Genomic DNA, 22,841 nt, shown 5'->3' with positions numbered 1-22,841 from the left:
GCAGGCGCGGCGACTCCAACCCGGCCCACGGCGCCCCGTCAACGCATTTTCGCCCTCACGCGTGCGTGCGGGCCCTCACGCCTTCGCGCACCGCTGCCCGTTCAACGTGAACCCATACGCAGGCGAGTTCTTCCCCTGCCACGACGCCAGGAAGCCGAAGGCCAGGGAGCCGTCCGCGGGGACCGACTTGTTGTAGTCGGCTGCCGTGGCGGTGACCCGGGAGTCGTTCTGGGCGAAGCTGGCGTCCCACATCTGGCCGACCTTCTGGCCGTCGCGGAAGGACCAGGCGACGCGCCAGGTGTCCAGTGGACGCTCGGTGGTGACCGTCACGGTGGCCTGGAAGCCGTCGGGCCATTCGCTGACCAGGTCGTACCGGAACCGGCAGGTGGGCGGCTCGCTCTTGTCGGGGTCCGGGTCGCCGCCGCCAGGAGCCGTGGACGAGGACGTGCCCTGGGGTGTGGTGGCGGGGTTCTTGCCGTCGGATTCGTCGGGCTTGCTGGGCGTCTCGGTGTCCGACGGCTTCGGGGAGCCGGAGGGCAGCGGTGAGAGGGGCGGCACGGACACGCCGGGGTCGGCGGCCACCGGCTCGCGGTCGGAGGCGTCGGCGGGTGTGGCGCCGTTGTCGGTGCCGCCCGGCATCATCGACACGGCGAGCGCCAGCAAGGAGACGAGAACGGCCGCGACGAGGAGTCCGTTGCGCACGACGCGCGCCTTGTGCGCGCCGGGGTTCGGGGGCGTGCCGTCGCCGTCGGCCGGTGCGGGGCGCCCGGCGCCGAGGCGGACCTCGGCGGCTCTTCTGCGGCGCTCCAGGTAGGCGAGTCCGCCCCAGCCGATCACTCCGCCGGCCAGGGCGGCGGGCAGGCCGCCGCCGTGCAGCCGTAGGCACGCGGCTGCCTCGGCGCACCCCACGCAGCGTGCGAGGTGCCGGGAGAGGTCGTTCGGGGTGTCGGCGGCCGGTGACCGGGTGACCGCGTCGAGCAGCCGGGCGTAGCTGCGGCACTGCGCGTCCATCGGCGTGTCGAGGTGGTTGCGGTGGCAGCGGTCCCGGAACAGGCGGCGCACCTCGGCGAGTTCGTCGGGCACGGTGGCCGGGTCGAGGCCGAGCCGACGGGCCACCGCGGACAGCGGCAGCGCCTCCACCTCGGCCAGCCACAGCAGTTCCGCGTCGGCTGCCTGGAGGTCGCGCAGTCCGCGCAGTGCGAGCGGGCGGCTGAGCGGGGGTCCGGTGTAGCGGGCGGCCTTGTCGGAGTTGAGCCACAGGCGCAGTTCGGGGTCGAGTCTGTGGCCGTGTCCCTGGGTCTCCCAGTCCGCCGCCGTTTCGCGTACGGCGGTCAGCAGCAGGGGGATCCTGGGCAGGCGGGCGGGGCGGCGGCCGGCGCTGCGGGCCGGAAGGGCCTGCGCGGCGCGGGCCTCACGCATGCCGAGGGAGAATGCCTCCGTGGCCAGTTGGGTGGCCGCGGTGGAGCCGGCCGTGCACAGGTCGGCGTAGGAGAGCACGGCATCCCAGCACTCGGAGAACAGCGCGGCCTCGGCGGTGTCCTGGGGAGTCGGCAGGTCGGGCATGGGTCTCCTGCATTCAAAAGCGAGGTCAACTCGCCATACTGGCAAAGGAGTTGGGGGGAACCTCGCGGCAGGACACGAGCTTTTCACGCCTCCCACACAACTGACAAGCGGGGTATTCAAATCCAGTTGCGGGCGGTTGCGCGACCGGGGCGTCCCGCTCGGTGCACCCTGCCGCGCGCCGCGTATCCGTCTACCGGTTGGAGTACACCACCTCGACGCCCCCTCCGTCGACGGCCAGGGCCTCCGTGCGGTGTTCCTGCGGCCACTCCTCGTTGCTCTGTGAGTTGGTTGCTCTGTGAGTTGTACGTAAGGGAGGCCGGAAAGTATCGATGCCGGTCCACTCGGTTCGGGCCGTCGACGCGGCCCGCCCGCCAGACGTGGGCGAACGCTGACGCCGGCCGTTACACCTCGACCGGTTCCGCCGCCGGAAGACTGTCCATGAACGAGCTGACGGAGAAGACCGCGCGGCCGGGGCCGGGCGGGCCGTAGCCGGGGGGCGAGGAGAGGCCGAAGTCGTCCATGGTGGCGCGGTAGGCCTCCAGCAGGCGGATGTGGTACTCCAGGGGCGCGCCCTGCGGGTTGGCCTTGCCGAGCGGGGTCGTCGGCTCGGGGCACCAGGTGGTGAAGCGGGGCGTGATGCCGTGCGACATGAAGAAGCGCAGGCCCTCGGTGGTGGAGGCGATCGCCTCGTCGACGGTGGTGAAGCCGAAGGGCTCGGCCATCTCCACGCCCGCCACGAAGTTGGGGATCACGTTGCGGGCGCCGAAGACGTCGGCCGAGTCGAGGATGCGCTTGTGCCACTCGTCGCGGCCGACGTAGCGCTCCTTGCCCGGGCAGTACAGCTCGAACAGCCGGCGGTCCCACACCTCGAAGTTGGGGTGGTAGATCTGCACGCCGTAGTCCTTGAACCGCTGTACGTCGTCCCTGGGCAGCGCCTGGGCGACGACCTTGCCGATCCAGCGGCCCGGGAAGCGCTCCTCGATGGCCTTGGCGTAGTGGCCGTAGAAGTCGGCCTCGTCGCGCCCGGCGACCTTCGACGTGATCGCGCCGCCGGTGAGCGTGTAGGCGGTGGACGCCTTCTGGGTGTCGTACCGGTCGATGATCTCCAGGGCTTCGAGGACCTCCTCGACGTCCTTGACTCCCGTGTACGGGCGCCCGGCTGCCTTGTGCTGGCGCCAGTTGTGGTTGATGTCGCAGTACTGGCACTCCTCCTTGGCGCCGAAGTACTGGCAGACGCGGAAGACGGTGAGGTAGATCAGGTAGCCCCACTGGATGGTCGGGGCGACCTCCATCACGGACTTCCCGTTGGCGAGGGTGTGCCGGTAGTACTCCGGCATGGGTGGCACACCGACGTCGGCGATCCGCTTGCCGTCGAGGTAGAGCCCGAGCACGCCCTCGTCGTCGGCGGCGACCCGGTACGGCGAGGCGGGGTTCACGCGCACCGACACGACGGTTCGCCGCAGGTCGTACGGGCCTCCGGTGAGGATGATCTCCTCGGGCGGTCGCCGGAGCGCGGCCTCGCCGAGTTCGGGCAGCGTGCCGTGGTCGAAGGAGAAGATGAAGTACGACTTCGGCTTCACCTCGCCGCTCTCGTTGTCGCTGAGGGCCGACGGGTCGAAGGCCAACCCGCCGCGGAGCAGATCCTCTTTGAAGACGGCTTCCCGCGGTACGTGCGGGAAACGCTCCATCAGATCCTCGACCAGCGCGGTACGGCTGCCCATCCCGTGTCTCCTCCCGGTTCGGACGTACGACTCCTCACGGTATGCCCACGCCCGCGCGTCAGCCGTGCCGGGTCCCCACGCGCCGTGCGATATGCCCCGGTACGGGGGCGTTCGCCGGTGTCACGCCCTCACGCCGCCCGCTCCAGGGCCGTCGGATCGACCGGGTACGCGAGTCGCTCACCCGACAGCAGCCGTGCGGCCTCCTCCACGACCGTGGCGCCCAGGCGGGCCACCTCGTTGCCCTGGGAGCCCGCGAGGTGGGGAGTGATGAAGGCGTTCGAGAGGTCGAAGAGGGGCGAGTCGGCGGGCAGCGGTTCGGGGTCGGTGACGTCGAGGATGGCGGTGAGGCGCCCGGTGCGCAGTTCCGCGAGGAGGGCGTCGTGATCGACGAGCCCGCCGCGCGCGGTGTTGATCAGTACCGCTCCGTCGGGCATCAGGGCCAGCTCGCGGCGGCCGATCAGATGCCGGGTCTCGGGGGTTTCGGGGGCGTGCAGGGTGATGATCTCGGAGGTGTGCAGGAGGTCGTCCAGCTTCAGCAGGGGTACGCCGAGCGCGGCGGCTCCGGCCTCGTCGACGTACGGGTCGGTGAGGGCGGTCCGCAGGTCGAAGGGGCGCAGCAGTTCGATGAGGCGGCGGCCGATGCGGGAGGCGCCGACGACGCCGACGCGGCGGCCGTGGTTGCCGATACCGGGGACCAGTTCCCAGCCGGGGAAGGCGCGTTCGGTGCGCAGGCGGTCGCGGGCGGCGAAGACGTCCTTGCCGGCCAGCAGGATCATGGCGAGCGTGTACTCGGCGACGGGTAGCGCGTTGGCCTCGGCGGCCGAGGAGACGGCGATGCCGCGCCGCCACAGCTCGGGGGTGGCGAAGCCCTTGACCGAGCCGGCCGAGTGCAGGACCGCCCGCAGCCGGGGGGCCGCGTCGAGGACGGCCGCGTCGAGGCGGGGGCAGCCCCAGCCGGTGACGAGGAACTCGGTGCGGGCGAGTGTCTTCGCGACGAGGGGATCGGTGAAGTCCTGCGCCACCAGGGCGGGATCGATGTCCACGGCATCCCGCAGCCGCGCCAGGACCTCGGGCGGGAAGACGAGCGGCACGTTCTCGGCGGTCATGGCGAACAATGCCTGGGGACGCTCGGTCAAGTGGGTGGCCTTCCCGGCTCGGTGACGCGGCGATAGAAACCGCTCTCTACGGTAGGTGGCGGTAAATGAGAAGGTCAACGCACAGGTACCTTCCGGGAGGGACGACAGGAATGACGGAGACGGTCACCAACTGGGCGGGCAACATCACGTACGCCGCCAAGGAGCTGCACCGCCCGCACTCGCTCGACGCGCTCGGCGCCCTCGTGGCCGACAGTGCGAAGGTGCGGGTGCTGGGCAGCGGGCACTCGTTCAACGAGATCGCCGAGCCGGGCGCCGACGGCGTTCTGCTGTCGCTGGCCGCGCTGCCGCCCGCGATCGACGTCGACACGGCGGCCCGTGCGGTTCGGGTCGGCGGCGGCGTCCGCTACGCGGAGCTGGCCCGGCAGGTACATGCCCACGGCCTCGCCCTGCCCAACATGGCCTCCCTGCCGCACATCTCGGTGGCCGGGTCGGTGGCGACCGGCACGCACGGCTCGGGTGTCGGCAACGGTCCGCTGGCGTCAGCCGTGCGCGAGGTGGAGATCGTGACGGCGGACGGCTCGACGGTCGTCATCGGGCGGGGGGACGAGCGGTTCGGCGGTGCGGTGACCTCCTTGGGCGCCCTCGGTGTCGTCACCGCGCTCACCCTCGATCTGGAGCCCTCCTTCGACGTCGAGCAGCACGTGTTCACCGAGCTGCCCCTCGCCGGGCTGGACTTCGCGACGTTCGAGACGGTGATGGGGTCCGCCTACAGCGTCAGCATGTTCACCGACTGGCGTGCGCCGGGCTTCCGGCAGGTCTGGCTCAAGCGGCGCACCGACCAGCCGCTGCCCGACTTCCCCTGGGCGGCACCCGCCACCGAGAAGATGCACCCGGTGCCGGGGATGCCCGCGGTCAACTGCACCGAGCAGTTCGGGGTGCCGGGGCCGTGGCACGAGCGGCTGCCGCACTTCCGGGCGGAGTTCGTGCCGAGCAGTGGTGCCGAGTTGCAGTCGGAGTACCTGCTGCCGCGCCGGTATGCCGTCGACGCGTTGTATGCGATCGACGAGATACGGGAGACCGTCGCCGGCGTACTGCAGACCTGCGAGGTGCGTACGGTCGCCGCCGACGAGCAGTGGCTGAGCCCGGCGTACGGACGGGGCACCGTGGCGCTGCACTTCACCTGGATCGAGGACACGGCGGCGGTGCGGCCGGTGGTGCGGAGACTGGAGGAGGCGCTGGACGGCTTCGAGGCACGGCCGCACTGGGGGAAGGTGTTCACCGCGCCGGCGGAGGTGCTCGGGGGGCGGTATCCGCGGCTGGACGACTTCCGGACCCTCGCGCGCGACCTCGACCCGGGCGGCAAATTCGCCAACGCGTTCGTGCGGGAGGTGCTCGGCGCCTGACTTTATAAAGCCCCTTTCCTAACCCCTTGTCGAAAGTCCTCCCAGCCCATAGCCTTGCGCCGCGCCGGTGCCGATGTCGTCCCGGCCTGGACTGGAAGGGATAGGGGCAACTCCGGTGAAGCGCACATCACGTGACATCCGCACCGCGAACCGCTACGAGGTGCTGCGCCAGATCATCGCCGAGTCGCCCACCTCCCGGCAGGAGCTGGCGGCCGCCACCGGCCTGAGCCTCGCCACGGTCGCCACCCTCGTCGGCGAGCTGCTCGACCTCGGGATGATCACGGAGGTCGGGTTCGAGGACTCGGCGGGCGGCCGCCCCCGGGGCCTCGTGGCCGTCAACGCGTCGGGGGGCGCGTTGATCGGCGTCGACATCGCGGAGACGTACGTCCATGTCGAGCTCTTCGACCTCGCGTTGAACGTGCTCGCCCGTGCCGACGAGGACGTACGCCCCGGCGAGAGCCGGCCCGAGCAGGTGGTCGGCCATGTCGCCGCCGCCGTCGGCTCGGTGGTCACGCAGGCCGGCATCGAGGGCGCCCGGGTGCTCGGCGTCGGGGTGAGCGTGCCGGGGCAGGTGGACCGCGCCACCGGCATCTCGGAGTACGCCCCCAACTGGGACTGGCACGACGTGCCGCTGCTCGACCTGCTCACCGAGCACATCGCCTATCCCCTCTACCTGGACAACCCGCTGCGCGCCGGCGCGGTGGCCGAGCTGTGGTTCGGGGCCGCGCGCGGGCGCGGGAACGCCGTGGTGGTCAACCTCGGGACCGGTGTCGGCGCCGGGCTGGTCCTGGGCGGCGGGCTGCACCGGGGCGTGAGCAACAGCGCCGGCGAGTGGGGCCACACCACGATCGTCCTGGACGGCCGGCTGTGCCGCTGCGGCAACCACGGCTGTGTGGAGACGTACGTCGGCGCGCCCGGAATCATGCTGAACCTGCGGGAGCTCAGCCCCGACAGCCCGCTGCTGTACCCGGAGGACCAGACCGCCACCATCGACGCGCTGGCCCGGGGCCTGCTCGAGCACGACCCGGTGGCGCTCGAAGTGGTCCGCGAAACCGCCCGTTACCTCGGTGCCGGCATCGCCGCGCTGGTCAACCTGTTCAACCCCGAAGTGGTCGTGCTCAGCAGCTGGGTCGCCGCCGCACTCGGCGAACCGCTGGTCACCGAGGTGCGCGAGGCCGTGGCACGGCACGCGCTGCCGCGGCCGATGGCCGCCACCGAGATCGTCCTGTCCCGGATCCCCACCGACCCTGCGTGCCTGGGCGCGGCGACGTTCGCACTCGAGGGCGCGCTGCAGCCCGTCGGACAGAGGAACGGAAAGAAACACACCACCCCCGCAAGAAGCCGTATCGCACCACCTGCGTGACCAGAAGCCGTACCGCACCACCTTCATGACGACGGAAGGGATGCACATGCTTCGCCCCCACCCGAGGAGATCGGTCCTCCTGACAGCCGCGGCCGCGCTCGCTGTCTCCGGGCCCCTCATATCCGCCCCGACCGCCTCGGCCGCTCCCCCCATGGCGGCCGAGGTCTCCCCCCACGCCGCCCAGACCATCGACAACATCGGTGCCTCCGGCGCCTGGTGGGTCAACGACCTCAAGAACTTCGACCCGAAGGTCCAGGCCCGGGTGGCCACTGGGGAGGCGTCCGCCGACGGCAGCAAAGTGAACCTTTACAGCTGCAGCGGAGGGGCCAACCAAGCCTGGTTCCGCCAGTAACTCACCGGGTGGCGGGCCGCTGGTGCGGCGACCCGCCCCTTACGGTCCGGTATACCGAACGCCGTACAACGCTTCGAGCAGACTTCGTCCAACCCCTTGCCGAAGCCTTAGCCGAAGGTTAACGTCCCGCACCGCAACTCCATTTGAGCCATCTGGCGCTGAGCGACAGAGCCGCAGCCGCACACATCGAGACAAGGACGTCAGCATGTCGGCATTGAGCAACAGCAACTGGGACCGCCGCACCGTACTGCGGGCCGCCATGGGTCTGGCCGCCGCCGGCGGGCTTGCCGCGTGCGGCGGCAACAACGGACGGGGCGGGGGCAGTGGTTCGGGCACGAACCTGGTCCAGTACTTCCACGCGTACGGCGAGGCCGGGACCGAGCAGGCCATCAAGAAGTACGCGAAGGCCTACGACAAGGCGAACGTGACCACGCAGTGGATCACCAGCGCCGACTTCGAGAGCAAGCTCTTCGCGACGCTGCTCACCGACAACGCGCCCGACCTCTTCGAGTTCCACCCGCAGATCCAGATGGTCAAGAGCGGTCAGGTGGCCGACCTGACCGACATCATCGAGCCGGTCAAGAGCGACTTCAACCCGGCGGACATCCAGTCGCACACGGTCGACGGGAAGATATACGGCGTCCGCATGATCGACGACCCGCAGTTCTTCTTCTACCGCAAGTCGATGCTGGAGAAGGCGGGCGTGGACGTGCCGACCACGCTCGACGAGCTGATGGAGGCCGCAGCCAAGCTCACCACCGGCAAGGTCAAGGGCCTGTACCTGGGCAACGACCTGCACAGCGTCAACGACACGTTGATCTGGTCGGCCGGCGCCCAGCACCTCAACGAGAAGAACGAGATCGCCTACCACACGGACGGCGTCGTCGAGGGCCTGAAGAAGATGCGCAAGCTGTTCACCAGCGGCGATCTGCTCCTCGGCGCTCCGACCGAGTCATGGGACCCCTCCTCGTTCAACCAGGGCCTGTGTGCCATCCAGTTCTGCGGTATGTGGGCGATGCCGCAGATCCAGGAGGCGCTCGGCGACGACTGGGGCGTCTTCCCCTTCCCGAAGGTCACGGACTCCGGCAAGCAGTCGGTCTACAACGGCGGCTGGTCGATGTTCGTCAACGCCAAGGGCAAGAACGTCGAGGCGGCCAAGGAGTACGTCAAGTGGCTGTGGATCGACCAGAAGGAGTACCAGGAGGAGTGGGCCACGTCCTTCGGCTTCCACATTCCGCCGCGCACCTCGCTCGCGGAGTCCGCCACCAAGCTCAAGTCGGGCAACGCCGCTGAGGGCGTCCGGCTCTTCAACGAGTTCGGGCACTTCGACAACATCGGCTGGACCCAGGCCATGCGCACCGCCTTCGAGGACGTCTTCGCCAACTGCGTCCGCAAGAACATGGACCCGGAGGCCGCCCTCGACAAGTGCGACGCGGCCGTCAACCGCGAACTCAAGAAGCTGTTCGGATAGACCGCGGGACGGACCACGACATGTCGACGACCAAGACGCGCGACCTCGCGCGCCCCGCCCCGGCGAAGGCCTCATCGGCCAAGCCGCGGCGGGGTCTGCGGGGCAGCCCTACGTTCAACTTCTGGCTCTTCACCGGGCCGTTCCTCATCGGCCTGGCGATCTTCGTCTACGCGCCGATCCTCTGGAGCCTCTGGCTCAGCTTCTTCGAGGCCCGCTTCACCGTCACGCCCGACAAGTTCGTCGGCTTCGAGAACTACAAGTACATGCTGACGAACGACGACTTCGTCGGCTCGCTCGGCACCTTCACCCTCTTCGCCGCGTTCATCGTGCCCACCACGTGGGCGCTCTCGCTGGGCCTGGCCCTGCTGGTGAACCGGCTGCGCTTCATGCGGGCGTTCTTCCGGTCGGTCTTCTTCCTGCCGACCGCGTGCAGCTACGTGGCCGCCTCGCTGATCTGGAAGATGTCCATCTTCAGCGGCGTCCGCTTCGGCCTGATGAACACGGTCCTCAGCTGGTTCGGGATCGAGAACATCGCCTGGCTGTCCGATCCCAACCCGCCCTGGTACTGGCTGGTCATCGTCACCGCCCGGCTGTGGCTGCAGTCCGGCTTCTACATGATCCTTTTCATCGCGGCGCTGCAGAACATCCCGGGCGAGCTGTACGAGGCCGCCGCCATCGACGGCGCCAAGCCGGGCTGGCAGACCTTCCGGTACATCACCCTGCCCCAGCTGCGCGCCACGTCCACCGCGGTGATCCTCCTGCTGCTCATCGCCGCGTACCAGGCCTTCGACGAGTTCTACAACCTCCTGTCGAAGACCACCTGGGGCCGCCCGCCCCTCGTCGAGCTGTACTACAAGGCCCTGGGCGAGAGCCAGGACTACGGTTCCGGCAGCGCGGGCGCGGTCATCCTGACCGTGCTGATCTGTACCGTGACCCTGCTCCAGGGCAAGTTCATGGGCTTCGGAAGGGGGGAGGAGTCCAAGTGACCACCACGATGCCCGAGGTGCGGGAACCCGCGCCGTCGTCAGGCAAGCCTCGCCGCGACAGGCGCGGCGGCGGGGTGATGAGCTCCACCGGCCTCTACATCGCCACCGGAATCGCCGGCTTCCTCTTCCTGGTCCCGTTCTACCTGCTGATCCGCAACGCCCTCTCCACCGACGCCGAGATCACCGGAGAGAACTGGAAGTTCTTCCCCACGGACATCCAGTGGGGCAACATCAGCGAACTGTTCACCGACGAGACGGTGCCCTTCGCCCAGTCCCTGTGGAACTCGGCGGTCGTGGCCACCCTGCACACCGTCGGCGTCCTGCTGGTGTGCTCCCTCGCGGGCTACGGTCTGGCCCGCATCCCGTACAAGCACGCCAACAAGGTCTTCTACGCCGTCCTGGGCACCCTGATGGTCCCGACGGCGGTCACCTTCGTCCCCAGCTTCGTGCTGGTGTCGTCGCTCGGCTGGGTGGACACCTACCGGGGTCTGATCATTCCGGGCCTGTTCAGTGGTTTCACCTGCTTCCTGTTCCGGCAGTACTTCCTGGGGTTCCCCAAGGAGCTGGAGGAGGCGGCGCGCGTGGACGGACTGGGCTACTGGGGCGCGTACTGGCGCATCGTGGTGCCCAACTCGCTGAACTTCTTCGCGGCGATGGCGACCATCACCTTCATCCAGGGCTGGAACTCCTTCCTGTGGCCGCTGGTCATCGGCCAGGACCCGGGTTCGTGGACCGTCCAGGTCGCGCTCTCCAACTACATGACCAACCAGACCGTCGTCTTCCATCTCATCTTCATGGCCACCGCCTTTTCCATCCTGCCCCTGGTGTTCGTGTTCCTCTTCCTCCAGCGCTGGCTGGTGCAGGGGATCGCCCAGACCGGCATCAAGGGCTGAGCAAGGAGACCGATGTCTTTCCGCACCTCCCCCCCTCTCGGCTCCGCTCGAGCGGGGGGACCTCCATCGGCCGTCGACTACGTCGAGGACGTCTCACCCGGCAGCGGGGCCCTGCCGCCCCGCGCCTGGTACCCGTCCTCGGACGCGAAGTCCCTGTCACTCAACGGCAGCTGGCGCTTCCGTCTGTCCGCGATGGCCGACGCCGAGGACGACTCGTTCGCCGAGGAGGGGTACGACGCCGGGGGCTGGGCCGAGGTCGCGGTCCCGGGCCACTGGGTCCTGCAGGGCCATGGCTCGCCCATCTACACCAACCACCTCTACCCCTTCCCGGTGGACCCGCCGCAAGTCCCTTCCGAGAACCCGACCGGTGACCATCTGCGGGTCTTCGACCTGCCGGACGACTGGCCCGCTCTGTCCGAGGGCGGCGCCGTCCTCCGCTTCGACGGCGTGGAGTCCTGCGCCCGTGTCTGGCTGAACGGCACGGACATCGGCGAGTTCAAGGGCTCCCGGCTGCCGCACGAGTTCGCGGTCGGCCATCTACTGAAGCCTGTAGACAATGTACTGGCGGTCCGCGTCCACCAGTGGTCGGCGGGCTCGTACCTGGAGGACCAGGACCAGTGGTGGCTGCCGGGCATCTTCCGTGACGTGACGCTGCTGCACCGCCCGGCCGGCAGCGTGCTCGACTTCTTCGTGAACGCCTCCTACGACCACCTCACCGGCGAGGGCACCCTGCGCGTCGACTCCGACGTCGACGGCCGGGTGACCGTGCCCGCACTCGACATCGATGTCGCGACCGGCGAGTCGGTGACGGTCGCGGTTCAGCCGTGGACCGCCGAGACGCCGACGCTGTACGACGGTGTCCTCGCGACCGAGGGCGAGCGGGTCCCCCTGCGCATCGGCTTCCGCACGGTCGTCCTCGAAGACGGACTGATCAAGGTCAACGGCAAGCCGGTCCTCTTCAAGGGCGTCAACCGGCACGAGTGGCACCCGGAGAAGGGCCGCGCGCTCGACCTGGAGACCATGCGCGAGGACGTGCTGCTGATGAAGCGGCACAACCTCAACGCCGTCCGCACCTCGCACTACCCGCCGCACCCCGCCTTCCTCGACCTGTGCGACGAGTACGGGCTGTGGGTCATCGACGAGTGCGACCTGGAGACCCACGGCTTCACCGAGCAGGACTGGCGGGACAACCCCGTCGACGACGACCGCTGGACCCCGGCCCTCCTGGACCGCGCCGCCCGCATGGTCGAGCGCGACAAGAACCACCCGTCGGTCGTCTTCTGGTCGCTGGGCAACGAGGCCGGCACCGGCCGCGGCCTGACCGCGATGGCCGAGTGGATCCGCGGCCGGGACTCCTCGCGCCTCGTGCACTACGAGGGCGACTGGAACTGCCGGGACACGGACGTGTACTCGCGCATGTACGCCTTCCACGACGAGGTCGAGAAGATCGGCAAGGGCCTGGACGGGGGCACGGCGAAGAGGCGCGAGCTCCCCTTCATCCAGTGCGAGTACGGGCACGCCATGGGCAACGGCCCGGGCGGGCTCGCCGACTACCAGCGGCTGTTCGAGTCGTACGACCGGCTCCAGGGCGGCTTCGTCTGGGAGTGGATCGACCACGGCATCAAGCACCCGGAGCTGGGCTACGCCTACGGCGGCGACTTCGGCGAGGAGCTGCACGACGGCAACTTCGTCTGCGACGGGCTGGTCTTCCCGGACCGCACGCCCTCCCCCGGGCTCGTCGAGTACAAGAAGGTCATCGAGCCGGTCCGCATCGAGGGCGACGGCGCGGACGGCACCGTACGGATCACCAACAAGTACGACTTCGCCGACCTGTCGGCGCTGGCCTTCGAGTGGTCGTGCCAGGTGGACGGCGAGACCGTCGAGGCGGGCGCGCTGTCGGTGCCGGCGCTGGCGGCGGGCGAGTCGGCGGAGGTGAAGCTGCCGGAGCCCCCCGTCGACGGGCGTGGCGGCGAGCGGCAGTGGACGGTGCGGGCGCTGCTGTCCGCCGACACCGCGTGGGCGCCGAAGGACCATGTGGTCGCCTGGGGTCAGTTCGCCGTGGCCGCCCGGCCGCTGCCGTCCGTCCCCGCGACCGACCGGCCCGTGCGGGGCGACGGGCGGATCACGCTCGGCCCGGCCGCCTTCGACGCCCGCACCGGTGCTCTGCGGACCATCGGCGGCGTCGATGTGAGCGGACTGCGGCTGGACGTGTGGCGGGCGCCGACCGACAACGACGACGGCGCGGAGTGGCAGACGGACACCCGGTACGGGGTGATGTGGCGCACGCTGGGCCTGCACCGCATGCAGCACCGGCTGGACGGCGTGGAGCTGGGCGACGACGCGCTGACGGTACGGACCCGGGTGGCGCCCGCCGCCCGCGAGGTGGGCCTCGGCACGGTGTACCGGTGGACCTCCGACGGGGACCGGCTGCGGCTGACGGTGTCCGTGGCACCGGAGGGCGACTGGACGGTGCCGCTGCCCCGGCTCGGCGTGCGCTTCGCACTGCCGACCGCCGACAGTGTGCAGTGGTTCGGCGGCGGTCCCGGTGAGGCGTATCCGGACACCAGGATGGCGTCGATGGTCGGCCGTTGGCAGTCGACTGTAGACGACCTGCAGACGCCGTACGTCCGTCCGCAGGAGAACGGCGCGCGGGCCGACGTGCGCTGGCTGGAGATCGGCGGACTCCGGATCGAGGGCGACCCGGAGTTCTGGTTCAGCGCGCGGCGCTGGACCACCGAGCAGCTGGACGCGGCGCGGCATCTGACCGACCTCGCGCCCGGCGACTCGGTGTGGGTCAACCTCGACCACGGCCAGCACGGCATCGGCTCGCAGTCCTGCGGTCCGGGCCCGCTGCCGCAGTACTTCCTGAAGGCCGAGCCGACGGAGTTCTCGTTCGTCTTCTCGGTGATCGGTTAATCCGTTGACCGATTGATCGACATTCTGACACCGTCGTCACGTTCTCCGCGGCCGGCCCGCTTCGCAGCCGGCCGGCCGCGTTTCACGTGCCCGGCAAGGGAGTACACAACGTGAGCGGCAGTATCGAGGTCCGCGGTCTGTCCCGCACCTTCCACACCACCGTCCGCCGCCCCGGCTTCACCGGCGCGCTGCGTTCCCTGGTCAACCCCGAGCGGGTGGCCAAGCACGCCGTCACGGACATCACCTTCGACGTCTCCCCCGGCGAACTCCTCGCCCTGCTCGGCCCGAACGGCGCCGGCAAGTCCACCACCATCAAGGTGCTCACCGGCATCCTCACCCCCACCTCCGGCGAGGCCCGGGTCGCGGGCGTGGTGCCGTACGTGGAGCGCGAGCGCAACGCCCGGAACATCGGCGCGGTGTTCGGGCAGCGCACCCAGCTGTGGTGGGACCTTCCGGTGCGCGAGTCCTTCTCGATCCTCCGGGACATCTACGAGGTGCCGAAGGCCGAACACGCCACCCGCCTCAAGGAGTTCGACGATCTGCTGGACCTGTCGTCCTTCTGGGACACCCGGGTCCGGCACCTCTCCCTGGGCCAGCGCGTGCGCAGTGACCTCGCCGCCGCCCTGCTGCACGATCCGCCGGTCGTCTTCCTCGACGAGCCGACCATCGGCATGGACGTGGTGGTCAAGGAACAGGTGCGGGAGTTCCTCAGACATCAGGTCGAGGAGCGCGGCCGTACGGTCCTGCTGACCACCCACGACATGACGGAGGTCGAGCGGCTCGCCGAACGCGTCGTCCTCATCAACCACGGCCGGCTCGTACTCGACGGCTCACTCGACGAGATCCGGCGCAAGTTCGGCTCGACCTGGCAGGTCCGGGCGACGCTCGCCGACGCGCACACCGACGTCGTACCGCTGCCGGGGATCTCGGTGCTGCGGCAGGACGGGCCGCAGGTGGTGTTCGGGCCCGACGGGACCGACGCGCCCACCGTGCACCAGGCGCTGAAGGCGGTCATCGAACGGTACGAGGTGACGGGCGTCGCCATCGACGAGGCGGACCTGGAGGACGTGATGCGGGCCGCCTACGTCCAGGCAGGCAGCGTGTGATGGCCGCCGTCCACGCCTGGCGCGCCGCCCGCGTCACCCCGCTCGGCGAGTTGCACGCGCCGCCCCGGATGACCGCCGTGCTGGTGCGGCTGACCGTGCAGGTGGTGCTGGTGGCGTCCCTGTGGCGCGGTCTGTACGCGCACACCGGCACCACCGCCGGACTCGACCGCGACCAGGCGGTCACCTACGCCGTCCTGGCCGTACTCGCCTCCCGGCTGCGGGAATTGGACCAGTACGCGGGCCGGGACTCCGTGCTGCAGCACATGCACTTCGGCACGATCGTCTACTGGTACCTGCGCCCGATGCCTCCCCAGCGCTACTACGCCCTGCGCGCCCTCGGCGAGCAGCTGTACGGCCTCGCGTGGGCGCTGGGCGGGTACGCGGTCTGCCTCGCGGCCGGGGTGGTCGAGCCGCCCAGGTCGGCCGCGGTGGCGGGGGTGTTCGCGCTCAGTCTGCTGCTCGGCCAGTGGGTCCTGTACTACGTCATGCTCGTCCTGGACCAGCTGTGCTTCTGGACGGTGCGCAACACCGCCGCGATGCTGATCCTGATCTTCGCGCAGAACCTGCTGTCCGGGGTGTACGCGCCGCTGTGGTTCTTCCCGGACTGGTTCATCACGCTGAGCGGGTTCCTGCCCTTCCAGGCGACGCTGAGCGTGCCGCTGTCCCTCTACATCGGCCGTATCCCGTTGTCGGACGCGGGCTTCCAGCTCGCCGTCCAGGCCGGGTGGGTGGTCGTGCTCGCGTTGTTCACCCGTTTCCTGTGGCGGCGGGCCGCCCGTCGCGTGATCTCCCAAGGAGGCTGATGCCTATGAATGCCGTCCGGATCGCGTGGCGTATCACGCGTCTGAACTTCCGTGCCCAGCTGGAGTACCGCACCGAGTTCCTGCTGATGGTCGCGATCGGCGCGATCTGGCAGGTGTCGGTGCTCGTCTTCGCGACGGTGCTGCTGTCCCGGTTCACCGGGATGGGCGGCTGGGACAGCTCGGAGGTGCTGCTGATCCCGGCGACGCGGATGCTCGCGCACGGGCTGTTCGTACTGTTCCTGGGCAGGTTGCACGGCGCCGGCCGGCAGATCCAGGAAGGCAGGATCGACATCTACCTGACCCGCCCCATGCCGGTGCACCGCCAGCTCCAGCTGTCCTTCTTCCCCACCAACGCGATCGGCGATCTGACCGTCGCGGCGGGCCTGATGGTGGGCGCGCTCAGCCGCAGTGAGCTGGACTGGACGGCGGGCCGCGTCTCCTACCTGGTCGCCGCCGTGATCGGCGGCATGTTCCTGGAGGCGGCCCTGTTCACGGTGGTGACCTGTGCCTCGCTGCGCTTCCCGGCCGCCGACTACTGGGGCAGCTGGCTGGAGGAACTCCTCGGCACGTTCGGCAGTTACCCGCTGAACGTGCTGCCCAAGGCGGTGGGGGGCTTCCTGACGTACGGCCTTCCGCTCGCGTTCGTCGCGTACTTCCCGGCCGCCGTCCTCACCGGCCACGGCCACGACACCGGCGTCCCGTACTGGCTGGCGGCGATCTCGCCCCTGCTGGGGGTGCTGGCCTACCTGGCGGCGCGGCTGCTGTGGCGGTGGAGCCTCGCCCACTACGCGGGGGTGAACGGATGACCACCGCCACCCGCTCCGGATTACGTCCGCGTCTGGCGGTGAGCCTCGTCTTCGTCGTCCTCGGTGCCACGCAGGGCGGCTGGATGGCCCGTATCCCCGCGATCCGGGACCAGGTCGGTGTGGACACCGCGCGGTGGGGCCTGTTGAGCAGTTCGTCGGCCGCAGGGGATCTGGTCGCGATCGTGCTGATCACTTTGCTGATCGGCCGGGTGAGCTCCCGCCTGCTGAGCCTGGCGGCCGCCGCGCTGGTGCTGCTCAACGCGCCCGTGCTGGCGAGCGCTTCGGCGGTGCCCGCACTGGTGGTGGGGCTGACGATGTGGGGGGTGGGCGCGACCTTCCTGGCCACGCCCGTCAACGCGCTCGCGGTCGCGGTGGAACGTCACCAAGGCAGGCCGCTGATGTCCGGCTTCCACGCCTCGTACAGCTGCGGAGTGCTGGCGGGCGGCGCCCTCGGCACGCTCGCGGCGGCCACCGGCGTCTCTCCGGGCGTCCAGATGGCGATCAGCAGCGGCGTTCTCGGGACGTTGCTGCTGGCGTGGGCGGGATGGCTGCCGGAGGAGGAGGTCCCCGCGGAGCACAAGGAGGAACGCCGACCGCTGCGGCAGCGGTTCACTCCCCAGCTGGTCCTGCTCGCCTCCATCGCGTTCCTGGCGTCATTCGTCGAAGGTGCGGCGTCGCAGTGGAGTTCCGTCTTCACGGCCGACTTCCTGGACGAGGGCTCGGCGCTCGGCGCGGCGACGTACACCTGCTTCTCGGTCGCGATCCTCGTCGGGCGGCTGCTGGGCGACCGGTTCGTGGCCCGCCTCGGCCGCGGCGCCTTCGTACGGCTGTCCCTGCTGACCGCGGCACTGGGTGCGGCCCTGGTCCTCGCCCGCCCCGGCCTGCCGCTCGCCGTCGCCGGGTTCACCGTGGTCGGCCTGGGCATCGCCTGCGTGCTCCCGGCGCTGATCGCCCTGGCCGGGCGGCAGCCCGGGGTCCCGCCCGGCGAGGGCGTCTCCGTCATCACTATCGGCCAGTGGCCGGGCTTCCTGATGGCGGGCCCGGCGGTCGGCCTGCTGGCCGGGGTGGCGAGCCTGCGGGTGGCCCTGGTGTCGCTGATCGCGGCGGGAGTGGGCGCCGCCGTGCTGAGCAGGTGGGTCGCGGTCGGTCCGGAGCCGGTTCACGCGGCCGGGCAGGCCTTTTAGGCGTCTGCGGCATGATCCGCCGGTCAGCACACCAGGTCCGCGTCCGATGCGTCGAGGGGCCCCGGCCTCGGTCCGCTGCTGCCTTCTCCACGCCACTGGCCGGCGGCTCGCTGGGCGCCCTCATCAACACCGGCCTGGAGCCGGACCATACGTCCGTGACTGTCAGAGCACACGGGTGGCAGACGACCCCGAACCTCTTTCACCCAGCCCGATAGGCTCGTAGAAACGCCGCGACACCTCCCCTGATCAGGCGGTCGGTCTCCTCCTTCGGCAGCGGCCGGACGCCATAGTGGGAGAGCTGCGCGATGTGCGTCGAGATCAGCGACAAGAAGTGGGCGCCCGCGAGGGCCGCGTCGCCGTGCACGTCGATCAGGCCGGCCGCGGCGAGGCCCTCCATCGCGTCGGCCATGCCGCGGCCCACCGGCCTCGGCCCGGCGTCCTGCCACGCCTCGAGGACCTCGGGCGGTACGTGGTCGGCCTCGGCGTGGATGTGGCGGACGAGGGCGAAGTGGTCCGGGAACTGGGTCATCAGGCCCACCATGGCTTCGGCCAGAGCGACGAGGTCGCGCTCCAGGTCTTCCGGGCGTGGCGGGCGTTCAGGGTCCAACACCGCCTTCAGCAGGCCCAGTTGAGCGTCCCGCACCTCACTCGACGTCCAGGTGACCACCGTACGGAAGAGCTCGGCCTTGCCCTGCGGGAAGTGGTTGTAGAGCGTGCGCGTCGAGACGCCGGCCGCGGCCGCCAGCGCGTCGACCGAGGCGCGGGCGAAGCCCTCGCGTCCGAAGACCCCGCAGGCCGCGCTCGCGATGGCCATCTGCTTCTCCAGCTTGCGGGGCGGGACATCGCGCCGCGCCTTCTCCACCCGCGCGTCATTGGTGCTGCCCACGGTCTCTCCTCACCGACATCACCGACTCACCGACCAACCGATCCAGCCGACTTACAACGAGCGTTGTACTTTTTACAACGCTCGTTGTAGCTTACCGGAGGGAGGCCACATCGGGCGGCCGCCCCGCCCATGAGGGCATACCAAGGCGTTATCGAGGGGATCCACCATGCCTGCCACCGAAGCCACGCCCACCACCACCCGCACCGGCGAAGACGCTCCGCTGCGCGTCGCCGTCATCGTCGGCAGCGTCCGCGAGGGACGTGCGGGACGCGCCGTCACCGACTGGTTCCTCGGCACCGCCGAGGGCGACGACGGCCTGGACATCGACGTCATCGACCTCGCCGATGTCGATCTGCCGCTGGTCATGCCGGGCTGGGGCGGCACACCGAGCCCAGAAGCGGTCGCCGCGCTGGCCGACGTCACACCGCGCGTGGCCGCGGCCGACGCGTTCGTCGTCGTCACGCCCGAGTACAACCACAGCTTCCCGGCCGCCCTGAAGAACTTCATCGACTGGCACTACGAGCAGTGGCGGGCCAAGCCGGTCGGCTTCGTGTCCTACGGCGGGCTGGCCGGCGGCCTGCGGGCCGTCGAGCAACTGCGGCTGGTCTTCGCCGAGTTGCACGCGATGACGATGCGCGACGCCGTCAGCCTGCACGGGCCGTGGTCGGGGCTCACGGAGGACGGCACACCGCGCGACGAGACCGTGTGCGAGAACGCGGCCAAGGACATGCTCGGCCAGCTCTCCTGGTGGGGCCGGGCGCTGCGGACGGCCCGCGCGACCCGGCCGTACACGGGCTGACGGGGGCGGGGGGATGACCACGACACCGGCTGTCGAGGCGCCCTCGGACGCCTCGCGGGCCGCCGCCCGGGCCCTGAACCGCACCATCACCGTCGTGATCATCGGCTCGGTGATGTCGGTGCTCGACATGACGATCGTCAATGTGGCGCTGCGCAGCCTCTCGGAGGAGTTCGCCGCGCCGCTGGAGACCATCCAGTGGACGACGACCGCGTACACGCTCGCGCTCGCCGCCGTCATCCCGACGGCGGCCTGGGCGATGGGCCGGATCGGCGCCAAGCGCGCGTATCTGACCGCCCTGCTGCTGTTCACGCTCGGCTCCCTGCTCGCGGCCTTCGCCTGGAACGCGGCCGGTCTGATCGCTTTCCGGGCGGTGCAGGGGCTCGGCGGCGGGCTGCTGATGCCCGTCGGCATGGCGATGGTGATGCGCGGCGCCGACCGGGAGCGGCTCGGGCGGGCGATGGCGCTCATGGGGCTGCCCATCCTGATCGGGCCGGTGGCCGGGCCGGTGCTCGGCGGCTGGCTGATCGACGTCGCCTCCTGGCACTGGATCTTCCTGGTCAACCTGCCCGTGGGGCTGCTGGCGCTGGTGCTCGCGGCGAAGCTGCTCGCGCCCGACGCGCCGCCCACGACGGCCCCGGCGCCCCGCCTGGACGTCCCGGGCCTGCTGATGCTCTCGCCGGGCCTCGCACTGCTGCTGTTCGGACTGGCCACGGGCGGCGAGCGCGGCGACTTCGCCGCGTACGGCACACTCGTGCCCACCCTCGCCGGTGCCGCGCTCGTCGCCGCCTTCGTACGGCGTGCGCTGACCGCCCGTGAGCCGTTGCTCGACCTCCGGCTGCTGCGGGACCGCACGTTCGCCGTCGGCGTCGGCACGCTCGCCCTGTTCACCTGCGGCTACTTCGGGTCGATGCTGCTCGCCCCGGTGTACTGGCAGCAGGTGCGGGACACCAGCGCGACGGCCGCCGGTCTGCTGGGCGCGCCGATCGGGCTCGCCGTCGGCATCACGATGCAGATCGCCGCGCGGCGCGTCGACAAGGTGGCGCCACGGCGTCTGATCCCGGCCGGGATCGTGGTGGGCGCGCTCGGCATGGCGCTGACGGCGGTCCAGGTCGGCACGGACGGCGTGGCCGCCTGGCGGGTCGTCGGCGCGGCGATGGTGATGGGCGTCGGCTCCGGCATGGTCCTGATGCCGACGATGACGACCGCGAGCCGCGACCTGCCGAAGGACCGGATCGCCGCGGCGAGCACCGCGCTGAACATCACCTCCCAGGTGGGGGCGTCGGTCGGCACGGCCCTGATCTCCGTGGTGCTGGGCGCGGCGGGCAACGACCCGGCGGGGTTCCGCCTCACGTACGCGGTCGCGGCGGCGCTGCTCGCGCTGGCCCTGGTGCCGGCGGCACTGCTTCCGGGGCGACGGGACTGATGGGACCGGCGGGACCAGCAGGACCGCAAGACCGCAGGACCGCAGGACCGCAGGACCGACAGGACCGCAAGACCGCAGGACCGACAGGACCGCAGGACCGACAGGCGTTGACCTGATCAGCCCCGCCCCGACCGCCGTATCGGCGTGAACAGCGCGGCCACCGCGATCAGCACGCAGCACGCGCCGGCGGCCAAGCCGACCGGCGCGGTGCCCTGCCGTTCCGCCGCCCAGGTCAGGACGGCCGCGCCGATCGGAGCGGCGGAGTACTGCAGGGTCCAGAACGCGGAGGTGACCCGGCCCAGCAGCGGCTCCGGGGTCACCTCCTGACGCAGCGACATGGAGCAGGTGCCCGCCATGCCGACGCAGGCGAGGAAGGCCGCACTCAGCGCCGCGACGACGGACACCTCCCGCGCCCAGCCCAGCCCGGCGAACGCCAGCCCGCACACCGCCACCGAACCGGTCCAGGTCCGCCCGAAACCGAGCCGGCGGCGCACCCGCGCCACCAGCAGCGCACCGGTGATCGTGCCGAGCGCGCCGACGGCCATGACGGTGCCGACCGTGCCGTCGTCCCTGCCGAGGTCGTGCTTGAGGTGGTAGATGACCAGGTCGTTCAGGCCGAGGGTGAGGAAGCTGAAGACGAACAGCAGGGCGGTCAGCGAGCGCAGCACCGGGTGGCCGTAGAGGAAGGCGATCCCTGCGCGCAGGTCCTGCCACAGGCCGGTCCACTGTGCCGACCCGCTGTCGTCCTTGGGGCGCGCGGCGAACCGTACGAAGAGCATGCAGGCGGCCGACACCCCGAAGCTGGCCGCGTCCACGCCGACCGCGGCGGCCGGTCCGGTCCAGGCGGCCACCATCCCCGCGCACAACGGTCCGAGGACGCCCGCCGCGGCGGCGGTCGCGTTCAGCCGGCCGTTGGCCTCCGTGAGCTGCTCGGTGCCGACCAGGCCGCGGACGACGGTGACGTATCCGACGGCGAACAGCATGCCGACGGCCTCGCACAGCGGCAGCACGACGTACAGCAGCCAGACCTGCGGCCCGAACAGCCACACCAGCGGGATCACCCCGTACAGCACCATGCGCACCAGATCGCAGGCGATGAGCAGCCTGCGGCGGTCGACCCGGTCCACCAGCGCCCCGGCGAACACGGCCGCCAGCACCGAGGCCGCCCCGCCCACCGCCGTCAACAGCCCCATCCGCGCGAGGGAGCCGGTGGCCTCGAGCACCAGCAGAGGCAGGGCGATCAGGGCGAAGGAGTCACCGAGGACGGACAGGGTCTGCGCGGCCCAGAAGATCCCGAAGTCCCGTTGCCGCCACAGTGGACGTCCCTTGCCGACCGGGCCGGTGCGGGGTGCGCGGGGCGTCCGGCTGCCGGAATCCTCCTCGCGCTGCGCCTCGTACGGCATCGGCCCCTCCCCCGTGATCCCATGTCCCCGTGTTCCCATGTCCCCGTGCCCCCGGCAACCCTATGGTTCCCTGCGGCAACACGGACCGGCCACCGGCGATGCAGCATCCGGGATGACGAGGATCAGCCGGTCCACCGTCTCGGCAAGGAGAACTCCATGAGCACAGCCGTCGTGGTGGGCAGCGGTCCGAACGGGCTCACGGCGGCCGTTCGCCTCGCCCGCGCAGGCGTGGACGTCACCGTCCTGGAGGCGGCCGACACGATCGGCGGCGGTACCCGCACCAGTGAACTGACGCCGGGCCTGCTGCACGACCACTGCTCGGCGACGCACCCGATGGCGGTGGGCTCCCCGTTCCTGCGCACGCTCGACCTGGGCCGGTACGGACTGCGCTGGCGCCTGCCGGAGATCGACTGCGTCCATCCGCTGGACTCCGGCGAGGCCGGGGTGCTGCACCGGTCGGTGCGGGAGACGGCGGAGGGCCTCGGGCCGGTCGACGGGCGCCGGTGGCGGCGGCTGTTCGGACCGCTCGCCGACGGCTTCGACGCGCTCGCCGAGGACTTCCTGGGTCCGCTCGCGCGCGTGCCGCACCACCCGCTGCTCCTGGCGCGGTTCGGGCTGCCGGCCCTGCTGCCCGCCCGTGCCGTGGCCCGGGCGTGGCGCACCGAG

19 protein-coding genes are annotated in these 22,841 nt (G+C 70.7%); 14 read left to right on the top strand and 5 right to left on the bottom strand.

Annotated features, from left to right (window positions below):
- Positions 1-75: 75 nt before the first annotated feature.
- From CLM62_RS30970 to CLM62_RS30960, 3 genes are all read right to left on the bottom strand, one after another.
- Positions 76-1,563, bottom strand: coding sequence for a cellulose-binding domain-containing protein (locus CLM62_RS30970; protein ID WP_095753205.1), 1,488 nt, complete (start codon positions 1,561-1,563; stop codon positions 76-78).
- Positions 1,564-1,964: 401 nt separating this feature from the next.
- A complete protein-coding gene (locus tag CLM62_RS30965) occupies positions 1,965-3,284 on the bottom strand; it encodes a radical SAM protein (RefSeq protein WP_095753204.1) in 1,320 nt (439 codons plus the stop codon).
- A gap of 128 nt (positions 3,285-3,412) precedes the next feature.
- A complete protein-coding gene (locus CLM62_RS30960) occupies positions 3,413-4,420 on the bottom strand; it encodes a hydroxyacid dehydrogenase (protein WP_095753203.1) in 1,008 nt (335 codons plus the stop codon).
- Between the two features lie 110 nt (positions 4,421-4,530).
- On the opposite strand from CLM62_RS30960, the gene CLM62_RS30955 reads away from it, so the two are divergent.
- The 11 genes from CLM62_RS30955 (at position 4,531) to CLM62_RS30905 (ending at position 17,664) form a co-directional block, all read left to right on the top strand.
- Positions 4,531-5,784: an FAD-binding protein gene (locus CLM62_RS30955; RefSeq protein ID WP_095753202.1), complete on the top strand. Its 1,254-nt coding sequence runs from the start codon at positions 4,531-4,533 to the stop codon at positions 5,782-5,784.
- A 115-nt stretch (positions 5,785-5,899) separates the two neighbouring features.
- Positions 5,900-7,147 (top strand): ROK family transcriptional regulator, encoded by a 1,248-nt coding sequence (locus CLM62_RS30950; RefSeq protein ID WP_095753201.1) that lies wholly within the window; start codon positions 5,900-5,902, stop codon positions 7,145-7,147.
- Between the two features lie 46 nt (positions 7,148-7,193).
- On the top strand, positions 7,194-7,499 hold the full coding sequence (locus CLM62_RS30945; RefSeq protein ID WP_373559205.1) for a hypothetical protein: 306 nt from the start codon (positions 7,194-7,196) through the stop codon (positions 7,497-7,499).
- Between the two features lie 205 nt (positions 7,500-7,704).
- Positions 7,705-8,970 carry an ABC transporter substrate-binding protein gene (locus CLM62_RS30940; protein WP_095753200.1) on the top strand — a complete coding sequence of 422 codons (1,266 nt, stop codon included), beginning with the start codon at positions 7,705-7,707 and terminating at the stop codon, positions 8,968-8,970.
- 20 nt (positions 8,971-8,990) lie between these two features.
- A complete protein-coding gene (locus CLM62_RS30935) occupies positions 8,991-9,956 on the top strand; it encodes a carbohydrate ABC transporter permease (RefSeq protein WP_095753199.1) in 966 nt (321 codons plus the stop codon).
- Positions 9,953-10,849, top strand: a complete 897-nt coding sequence (locus CLM62_RS30930) for a carbohydrate ABC transporter permease (protein WP_179382292.1) — start codon at positions 9,953-9,955, stop codon at positions 10,847-10,849. Before CLM62_RS30935 ends, CLM62_RS30930 begins: the two co-directional genes overlap by 4 nt.
- 12 nt (positions 10,850-10,861) lie before the next feature.
- Positions 10,862-13,765 (top strand): glycoside hydrolase family 2 TIM barrel-domain containing protein, encoded by a 2,904-nt coding sequence (locus tag CLM62_RS30925; protein WP_095753198.1) that lies wholly within the window; start codon positions 10,862-10,864, stop codon positions 13,763-13,765.
- A gap of 110 nt (positions 13,766-13,875) precedes the next feature.
- A complete protein-coding gene (locus tag CLM62_RS30920) occupies positions 13,876-14,871 on the top strand; it encodes an ATP-binding cassette domain-containing protein (protein WP_095753197.1) in 996 nt (331 codons plus the stop codon).
- The gene (locus CLM62_RS30915) at positions 14,871-15,674 is read left to right on the top strand and encodes an ABC-2 family transporter protein (protein ID WP_095753196.1); all 804 of its coding nucleotides are present in this window, start codon (positions 14,871-14,873) and stop codon (positions 15,672-15,674) included. The genes CLM62_RS30920 and CLM62_RS30915 overlap by 1 nt, the downstream gene beginning before the upstream one ends.
- Before the next feature lie 5 nt (positions 15,675-15,679).
- Complete coding sequence (locus CLM62_RS30910) at positions 15,680-16,480, top strand: ABC transporter permease (RefSeq protein ID WP_095753195.1); 801 nt, start codon at positions 15,680-15,682, stop codon at positions 16,478-16,480.
- Entirely contained in the window at positions 16,477-17,664 is a 1,188-nt protein-coding gene (locus CLM62_RS30905) for an MFS transporter (protein WP_095753194.1), read from the top strand. The genes CLM62_RS30910 and CLM62_RS30905 overlap by 4 nt, the downstream gene beginning before the upstream one ends.
- A 199-nt stretch (positions 17,665-17,863) precedes the next feature.
- Here the strand turns inward: CLM62_RS30905 and CLM62_RS30900 are convergent, their stop codons facing one another.
- Positions 17,864-18,550: a TetR/AcrR family transcriptional regulator gene (locus tag CLM62_RS30900; protein ID WP_095753193.1), complete on the bottom strand. Its 687-nt coding sequence runs from the start codon at positions 18,548-18,550 to the stop codon at positions 17,864-17,866.
- Between the two features lie 166 nt (positions 18,551-18,716).
- Between CLM62_RS30900 and CLM62_RS30895 the strand changes: the two genes are divergently transcribed.
- Positions 18,717-19,349 carry an NADPH-dependent FMN reductase gene (locus CLM62_RS30895; protein ID WP_095753192.1) on the top strand — a complete coding sequence of 211 codons (633 nt, stop codon included), beginning with the start codon at positions 18,717-18,719 and terminating at the stop codon, positions 19,347-19,349.
- A 13-nt stretch (positions 19,350-19,362) separates the two neighbouring features.
- Entirely contained in the window at positions 19,363-20,772 is a 1,410-nt protein-coding gene (locus tag CLM62_RS30890; protein WP_095753191.1) for a DHA2 family efflux MFS transporter permease subunit, read from the top strand.
- Between the two features lie 116 nt (positions 20,773-20,888).
- On the opposite strand, the gene CLM62_RS30885 is transcribed toward CLM62_RS30890, so the two are convergent.
- A complete protein-coding gene (locus tag CLM62_RS30885) occupies positions 20,889-22,175 on the bottom strand; it encodes an MFS transporter (protein WP_095753190.1) in 1,287 nt (428 codons plus the stop codon).
- 156 nt (positions 22,176-22,331) lie between these two features.
- Between CLM62_RS30885 and CLM62_RS30880 the strand changes: the two genes are divergently transcribed.
- A partial coding sequence (locus CLM62_RS30880) for an NAD(P)/FAD-dependent oxidoreductase (protein WP_143659181.1) occupies positions 22,332-22,841 on the top strand: 510 nt, incomplete at its 3' end.

This window comes from Streptomyces sp. SA15, from assembly GCF_002291145.1.
GTDB lineage: Bacteria > Actinomycetota > Actinomycetes > Streptomycetales > Streptomycetaceae > Streptomyces.
Note: the sequence above shows the minus strand (reverse complement) of the source record. Positions and strands in the feature narration are given on the sequence as shown.

Bases quoted from the DNA above. Each gene is read 5' to 3' on its own strand.
- CLM62_RS30940 (WP_095753200.1), top strand. From the start codon at position 7,705: ATGTCGGCATTGAGCAACAGCAACTGGGACCGCCGCACCGTACTGCGG.
- CLM62_RS30885 (WP_095753190.1), bottom strand. From the start codon at position 22,175: ATGCCGTACGAGGCGCAGCGCGAGGAGGATTCCGGCAGCCGGACGCCC.
- CLM62_RS30905 (WP_095753194.1), top strand. From the start codon at position 16,477: ATGACCACCGCCACCCGCTCCGGATTACGTCCGCGTCTGGCGGTGAGC.
- CLM62_RS30925 (WP_095753198.1), top strand. From the start codon at position 10,862: ATGTCTTTCCGCACCTCCCCCCCTCTCGGCTCCGCTCGAGCGGGGGGA.
- CLM62_RS30935 (WP_095753199.1), top strand. From the start codon at position 8,991: ATGTCGACGACCAAGACGCGCGACCTCGCGCGCCCCGCCCCGGCGAAG.
- CLM62_RS30955 (WP_095753202.1), top strand. From the start codon at position 4,531: ATGACGGAGACGGTCACCAACTGGGCGGGCAACATCACGTACGCCGCC.
- CLM62_RS30890 (WP_095753191.1), top strand. From the start codon at position 19,363: ATGACCACGACACCGGCTGTCGAGGCGCCCTCGGACGCCTCGCGGGCC.
- CLM62_RS30915 (WP_095753196.1), top strand. From the start codon at position 14,871: ATGGCCGCCGTCCACGCCTGGCGCGCCGCCCGCGTCACCCCGCTCGGC.
- CLM62_RS30945 (WP_373559205.1), top strand. From the start codon at position 7,194: ATGCTTCGCCCCCACCCGAGGAGATCGGTCCTCCTGACAGCCGCGGCC.
- CLM62_RS30965 (WP_095753204.1), bottom strand. From the start codon at position 3,284: ATGGGCAGCCGTACCGCGCTGGTCGAGGATCTGATGGAGCGTTTCCCG.
- CLM62_RS30910 (WP_095753195.1), top strand. From the start codon at position 15,680: ATGAATGCCGTCCGGATCGCGTGGCGTATCACGCGTCTGAACTTCCGT.
- CLM62_RS30895 (WP_095753192.1), top strand. From the start codon at position 18,717: ATGCCTGCCACCGAAGCCACGCCCACCACCACCCGCACCGGCGAAGAC.
- CLM62_RS30970 (WP_095753205.1), bottom strand. From the start codon at position 1,563: ATGCCCGACCTGCCGACTCCCCAGGACACCGCCGAGGCCGCGCTGTTC.